Raw genomic sequence first — 6,807 nt, forward strand, 5'->3', positions numbered from 1 at the left:
CTCAGCCGCGGGAAGACGCGCTGTCCGAATTAAAATAGTCGCATCATGAGTCAAACATCAATCAAAAGGGGCCGTGTTGTCGTCGGCATGTCGGGCGGAGTCGATTCGTCGGTCACGGCCTGGCTGCTGAAGCAGCAAGGCTATGACGTCGTCGGCCTGTTCATGAAGAACTGGGAAGACGACGATGATTCCGAATACTGTTCGACCCGCCAGGATCTGCTGGACGCGGCCAGCGTGGCCGACCTGGTCGGCGTGGACTTCGAGTTCGTCAACTTCGCCGCCGAATACAAGGACCGCGTGTTCGCGGAGTTCCTGCGCGAGTATTCCGCGGGCCGCACGCCCAATCCCGACGTCCTGTGCAATGCCGAGATCAAGTTCAAGGCCTTCCTCGACCACGCGATGGCGCTGGGCGCCGAACATATCGCCACCGGCCACTACGCGCGGGTGCGCGAAGTGCCGGCCGAGGGCGGCGGCACGCAGTTCCAGTTGCTCAAGGCGCTGGATGCCTCCAAGGACCAGAGCTACTTCCTGCACCGGCTGAACCAGGCGCAGTTGTCGCGCACGCTGTTCCCGCTGGGTGAGATCCACAAGACCGAAGTGCGGCGCATCGCGCACGAGATCGGCCTGCACAACGCCGCCAAGAAGGATTCCACGGGAATCTGCTTCATCGGCGAACGGCCGTTCCGCGAATTCCTGAACCGCTACCTGCCGACCGAACCGGGGCCGATCCTGACGCCAGAAGGGCAGAAGGTGGGGCGCCACGAAGGCTTGTCCTTCTACACGCTGGGCCAGCGCAAGGGCCTGGGCGTGGGCGGCGTGAAGGGGCGACAGCGCGAAGACGGCACGGCCGAAGCCTGGTACGTGGCGCGCAAGGACCTGGAGCGCAACATCCTGTACGTGGTGCAGGGGCATGACCACCCCTGGCTGCTGTCTGGTCAGTTGCAGGCGCAGGACGCCAGCTGGGTGGCGGGGCGTCCGCCGGCCATCGCCGGTTACGGCGCCAAGACGCGCTATCGCCAGGCCGACGCGGCCTGCCGTTTGGACCGGGCCGAAGGCGACACCTTCGCGCTGGATTTCGCCGAGCCGCAATGGGCTGTCACGCCTGGCCAGTCGGCCGTGCTTTACGATGGCGAGGTTTGCCTGGGCGGCGGGATCATCCTGTAATGCGCGCGGGTCCGCCCTGATCGGACCCCGACAAGGCCCCGCAGGCGCGATGCCGGCGGGGCCTTCGCTCATGACGAGCAAGAAACCGAACAATAAAAGAGGAGACGGTTGTGGATGTGACGATGTTGATTTGCCTGCTGGTGCTGGGGGCGGTGGTAGGTTTTGCGGCGGGTCTGCTGGGCATCGGCGGCGGGATGCTGCTGGTGCCTTTCCTGACGATGCTGTTCGCGTGGCAAGGCATGCCGGCTGAACTCGTCGTGCACGCGGCGATCGCGACGTCGATGACGTCCATCCTCTTCACCTCGGTGTCCAGCGTCAGGGCACATCAACAGAAGGGCACGATCAAGTGGCCGATCGTGTGGGCGATGGCCCCAGGCATCATCCTGGGCGGGCTGCTGTCGGGCGGAGCCGTCTTCGCCGCGCTCAGCACCCTGTGGCTGTCGCTGTTCTTTGCGCTGTTCGTGGGCTATTCCGGTTGGAGCATGCTGCGCAACAAGAAGCCCAAGCCGGCGCGCCAGATGCCCGGCGTGGTCGGCACCAGCGCGGCCGGGGCGGGCATCGGCTTCCTGTCGGGGCTGGTCGGCGCGGGCGGCGGGTTCCTGTCCGTGCCTTTCATGGTCTGGTGCAACGTGGCCTTGCACAACGCGGTGTCCACGTCGGCCGCGCTGGGCTTTCCCATCGCGCTGGCCAACAGCGTGGGTTATGTGGTGTCGGGCCTGAACGAAGGGACCTCGCGTCCGGGCATGCTCGGCTACATCTATTGGCCGGCCTTGGTGGCGCTCGTGTGCACCAGCGTGTTGACGGCGCCGCTGGGCGCGCGCATGGCGCACCGCCTGCCGGTGCAGACCTTGAAACGGGTGTTTGCCTGCCTGCTGTTCGCGCTGGCCGCCTACATGCTGTTCAAGGCCTGGCAGACCTTCGCTGCGCAATAGGACGGAATTTCGGGGCGCAGAAATGCAAACCGGCCGCATTGCGCGGCCGGTATCCAGGTGCCCTGCGGGGCTGCCTGCGTGGAACGGCCCGTGCAGGACGGGCTGTCCGGGACCGCCTTCAGGCGGTCTTGGGGATGGTGTCGATGAACGATTGCCGCTGCGACAGCTTGTCGTACAGGCGCGCAAGGTTCGAATGGTTGGCGCGCCAGTCAAGCGAGGCGAAGCGCAGGTCCAGGTAGCCCAGCGCGCAGCCCACGGCGATGTCCGCCAGGCTGTAGTTGATGCCCATGCAGTGGGCGTTGTCGCCCAGGCTCTTGTTCATGGCATCCAGGCTGGCGTGGATCTTGCTGTATTGGCGCTCGATCCATTCGGGGCTGCGTTGCGCCTCGGGGCGCTGGTTTTCCTTCACGATGGCCACGCAGGCGTCCAGGAGGCCATCGGCGATGGCTTCCCAACATTTGACGGCGGCACGGTCGCGGCCCGGCTGCGGAATCAGGCGGGCGACGGGGGACAAGGTGTCCACGTATTCGACGATGACGCGCGAATCGAACAGCGCGCCGCCGTCTTCCATGACCAGGCAGGGCACTTTGCCCAGCGGGTTGTACGTTTGGATCTGCGTGTCGGCGGACCAGACGTTTTCGAGTTCAAGCCGGTAGTCCAGCTTTTTCTCGGCCATGACGATACGCACCTTGCGTACGTATGGACTGGTAAGCGAGCCGATCAGTTTCATGGAGTCACAAGCGGAGTCGAAAAGCGGCCGAAGTATAGCAGGCCGGCTGAACGTCGAACCGTCCGCTGGCCGGAATCTTCGCCAGTTTGCCACAATGTTGCATTCCCCCGGATGATAAAATCGTCGGGTTTTCCCATCCGTAGCCATTTCTTCTTCAGACCATGCAAATCGCCGATCAATTGAGCCAACTTAATGCCCTTTCGCCATTGGATGGCCGTTACGCTTCCCGGGGCGACGCGCTGCGCGGTCTGCTGTCCGAGGCCGGCTTCATGGCGCACCGCGTCGAAGTCGAGGTGGCGTGGCTGGTCGCCCTGTCCGACGCCGGCCTGCCCGAGCTGCCCGCGTTCTCCGCGGCCGCCCGTCAGCGTCTGCAGCAGCTGGTGCAGGATTTCTCGGAATCCGACGCCGCCCGCATCAAGGACATCGAGCGCGTCACCAACCATGATGTGAAGGCCGTCGAGTACTGGTTGAAGGAAAAAGTGGCCGATGACGCCGAGTTGGCCCGCGCCGCCGAGTTCATCCACTTCGCCTGCACGTCCGAAGACATCAACAACACCTCGCATGCGCTGATGCTGTCGCGTGCGCGTGACCAGGTCGTGGTGCCGCGCCTGCGCGAACTGGCTGCCAAGCTCAACGACATGGCGGTGGCCCAGGCCGACCAGCCGATGCTGTCGCGCACCCACGGCCAGCCGGCCAGCCCGACGACGCTCGGCAAGGAATTCGCCAACGTGGCGGCGCGTTTGAATCGCGCCATCGCCGCCGTCGAGGCGGTCGAGCCTCTGGCCAAGCTCAACGGCGCCACCGGCAACTACAACGCCCACCTGTCGGCCTATCCGGAAATCGACTGGCCCGCATTCAGCCAGCGCGTCCTGGCCGGCCTGGGCCTGACCCAGAACCGCCACACCATCCAGATCGAACCGCATGACTGGATGTCGGCCCTGTTCGACGCCATCACGCGCGCCAACATCATCGTGCTGGATCTGGACCGCGACGTCTGGGGCTACGTGGCGCTGGGCTACTTCAAACAGCGCCTGAAGGACGGCGAGGTCGGTTCGTCGACGATGCCGCACAAGGTCAACCCGATCGACTTCGAAAACTCCGAAGGCAATCTGGGCCTGGCCAACGCCGTGTTGCGCCATCTGGCCGACAAGCTGCCGATCTCCCGTTGGCAGCGCGACCTGACCGACTCCACCGTCCTGCGCAACCTGGGCGTGGGCCTGGGCTATTGCCTGGTGGCGTGGGATGCCTGCATGCGCGGCCTGGGCAAGCTGGAAGTCAACACGGCCGCCATCGATGCCGACATCGACGCGTGCTGGGAAGTGCTGGCCGAGCCGGTGCAGACCGTCATGCGCCGCTATGGCCTGCCGCAGCCGTACGAACAGCTCAAAGCCTTGACGCGGGGCAAGGGCATTACCGAGGAAGCTCTGCGAGAATTCATCCAGGGCCTGGCGCTGCCGGACGAGCCGAAGGCCCGTTTGCTGGCGATGACCCCGCGTTCGTACATCGGACTGGCTGCGGAGCTGGCCCGGGCGGTATAGTCGCCATGCCGCGCGCGCAAGGCGCGCGGCATTGTTGTTGTCCTTACGGGAGATTGCAATGAAGAAGTTGTCCACGCTTGCCGCGTTGGCCTGTATGACGGTGGGGCCGTTGTTGGCGACCAGCGCCTCGGCGCAGTTCGCCAAGCCGGAAGACGCGGTCAAGTACCGCCAGTCGGCATTGACGCTGATGGCTTCGCACTTCGGCCGCATGACGCCGGTGGTCAAGGGCCAGGCGCCCTATGACGCCGCGCAGATCAAGGCGAACGTTGAGGTGCTGAAGACGTTGTCCGCATTGCCGTGGGCGGCTTTCGGTCCGGGCACGGAAGGCGGTGACGCCCGCCCCGAAATCTGGAGCGACGCGGCCGGCTTCAAGCAGAAGCAGCAAGCGTTCCAGGACAATATCGTGAAGCTGTCGGCTGCGGCCGACGCGGGCGATCTGGACAAGCTGCGCGCGGCCTTCGGCGACGTGGGCGCAAGCTGCAAGGCCTGCCACGATTCCTACCGCAAGAAGAAGTAAATCAGGCGCCTGCCTTCGGGCAGTCCGCCGGTGCCGCAAAAAAAAGCCCCTCGAAAACTCGAGGGGCTTTTTTTTGCGTGCTCGCGGGCGGTTCAGGAGAAGGACATGTCGGCGACCACTTCCAGCGACCGTATCCACACGACCAGGCCCGTCACGCAGGCGCCCAGCAGCAGCGCGCGCACCCAGACCGCGATGCCGTCCTGGGCGGGCGGCGTGCCCGCCGGCAAGTCCTTGGCATCGACGTCGCCGGTGATGATGGCACGCACCAGGCGCTTGCGGCGCACCACGGCATACCAGGCAACGGCCAGCAGGTGCAGCGCGATCAGGCCGATGATGACCCATTCGTTGAGCTTGTGCCAGGACGTCAGGAGCCCGGAGGTGGCTTCGCTGACGTGTCCGAATAGCGGCCCTTGCGTCATGATGTCGTCGGTGGTGAACAGTCCGCTTGCGGCCTGGAAGCCGATCACCAGCAGCAGGGCCAGCACCGACAGCGCGCCCAGCGGGTTATGGCCGGCCGGGGCGGCGGCGCCCTTCAGGTACCGGGCCACCGCGGCGGGGCCGCGCACGAACTGGCTGAAGCGGGCGTAGCGCGGGCCGACAATGCCCCAGAGCAGGCGGAAGATGATCAGGCCCAGCGCCGTACAGCCGAAGCGCACGTGCCAGTCCATGTAAAGGCCGCCCAGCTTCACGCTGACGAACGCGCCGATGATGCAGACGACAAGCGCCCAGTGAAAGAGGCGGGTGGGAAGGTCCCAGATGCGGATCGCTAGCCGGTTGTTCTGCATGATTGAGCTGCCTGGACGGATTGCCTGCGAATTTATCACGGGCAAAAAGCAATCGCCGCGCTTTAAGCGCGGCGATCTTGGCTTGGATCAATGCGTGGTGCGGCGCACGGGTTCGATGCGGTGCACATGCTCGTGGCGGAAGCGGATGCGCTGGCCAGGCACCTTCTGCGTGGCCGAGCCGCAAGGCACGACTTCAGTGGTGTAGGTCGTCGTGCCGTCGATCGGCGCGTTGAAAATGACCGTCGCGCGGATGGCGGGGCCGTTGGTCGGCTGCAGATAGACGATGTCGCCGATATGGATCGGGGTGTTGTCCAGCGTGGTGTGAGCCGGGCGTCGGATCAGGTCCGAGGTAGTGAAACGAGTATTCATGGTGTTTGTTCTCTTGGGTTCTAGTTATTAGAAAGCTGCGTGGTGTTCATGCCGCGCAAGATGCGGGCGTAACAAAAGCGCCTCGCATCGGGTCGTTCGCCATGTCCAGCCGGGTTGATTCGGACAGGCATGCATGACACTAACGCATAAGTGTTGCCGTCCCTTTGCGCATTCTCATATTTTTGCGTGCGCGGGTAACGGTTTAATGCCGCTGTTTGATGCCGACCGTCAGTCCAAGACGGCATCGGTTCGGGCCAGGTGGCGTGCATGTTCGGTGCATGCGCTCTTTAGGCCTGAGGGTCCGCGCAGAGTGGGTTGGCTCTGGCGGTTGCTGTGCGGCTGTCGTCGTTGGGTCGACTCGGGCCGCAGCGTATCCGGTTGCTTCTGGCCAAGCCGGACTGGCGGTTTGGCGAAGGTGCGATGAGCGGCTTCGAGGCTGCTTGCGTCGGATCCCGCCATTCAGGTTCAGTGCCTGGGCGTTGATCAAGTAAGCACGCTGGCCATCATGGCCGTCGCTGCATTCGGAGCTGCTTTGATTGTGGAAGTTGCGCGGGTAGTGCGCGACTTTCGTGTCGGAACCGGGATTTGCGTTTTGGCGTTGTGGGTTTTCGCAAATCGGATCGGAATCCGAGCGGCTCATCGCTGAGCCAATGACGTTCAGTCAGTGGCGGGGAATTGAGCCGGGTAGTGCCTGGGGTGTTTCTGCTTTTCGGGGTACTGCTTTGGGGTACTGCTTCCCGGGCCGCAGTTTCCGTACACTGCCTTTCCGTAC

General features: G+C 64.4%; 7 protein-coding genes. 4 read left to right on the forward strand and 3 right to left on the reverse strand.

Annotation, left to right across the window (positions count from 1 at the left end; translation table 11 throughout):
• The first annotated feature begins 45 nt into the window (after positions 1 to 45).
• Together mnmA and ACO6D5_RS09660 are read left to right on the forward strand one after the other, a co-directional pair.
• The gene (mnmA, locus tag ACO6D5_RS09655) at positions 46 to 1,164 is read left to right on the forward strand and encodes a tRNA 2-thiouridine(34) synthase MnmA (protein WP_485825238.1); all 1,119 of its coding nucleotides are present in this window, start codon (positions 46 to 48) and stop codon (positions 1,162 to 1,164) included.
• Between the two features lie 110 nt (positions 1,165 to 1,274).
• On the forward strand, positions 1,275 to 2,096 hold the full coding sequence (locus tag ACO6D5_RS09660; protein ID WP_315844586.1) for a TSUP family transporter: 822 nt from the start codon (positions 1,275 to 1,277) through the stop codon (positions 2,094 to 2,096).
• Between the two features lie 118 nt (positions 2,097 to 2,214).
• On the opposite strand, the gene ACO6D5_RS09665 is transcribed toward ACO6D5_RS09660, so the two are convergent.
• On the reverse strand, positions 2,215 to 2,826 hold the full coding sequence (locus ACO6D5_RS09665) for a glutathione S-transferase (protein WP_315844587.1): 612 nt from the start codon (positions 2,824 to 2,826) through the stop codon (positions 2,215 to 2,217).
• Between the two features lie 161 nt (positions 2,827 to 2,987).
• On the opposite strand from ACO6D5_RS09665, the gene purB reads away from it, so the two are divergent.
• Entirely contained in the window at positions 2,988 to 4,364 is a 1,377-nt protein-coding gene (gene purB, locus ACO6D5_RS09670) for an adenylosuccinate lyase (RefSeq protein WP_315139482.1), read from the forward strand.
• Positions 4,365 to 4,422: 58 nt separating this feature from the next.
• Complete coding sequence (locus tag ACO6D5_RS09675) at positions 4,423 to 4,881, forward strand: cytochrome c (protein WP_315844588.1); 459 nt, start codon at positions 4,423 to 4,425, stop codon at positions 4,879 to 4,881.
• Between the two features lie 92 nt (positions 4,882 to 4,973).
• Here ACO6D5_RS09675 and ACO6D5_RS09680 read toward each other — a convergent pair whose 3' ends face one another.
• Positions 4,974 to 5,666 carry a cytochrome b/b6 domain-containing protein gene (locus tag ACO6D5_RS09680; RefSeq protein ID WP_485825239.1) on the reverse strand — a complete coding sequence of 231 codons (693 nt, stop codon included), beginning with the start codon at positions 5,664 to 5,666 and terminating at the stop codon, positions 4,974 to 4,976.
• Between the two features lie 87 nt (positions 5,667 to 5,753).
• Positions 5,754 to 6,035, reverse strand: coding sequence for a hypothetical protein (locus ACO6D5_RS09685; protein WP_315844590.1), 282 nt, complete (start codon positions 6,033 to 6,035; stop codon positions 5,754 to 5,756).
• Positions 6,036 to 6,807 lie beyond the last annotated feature (772 nt).

The sequence above is a fragment of the Achromobacter sp. genome (assembly GCF_057314935.1).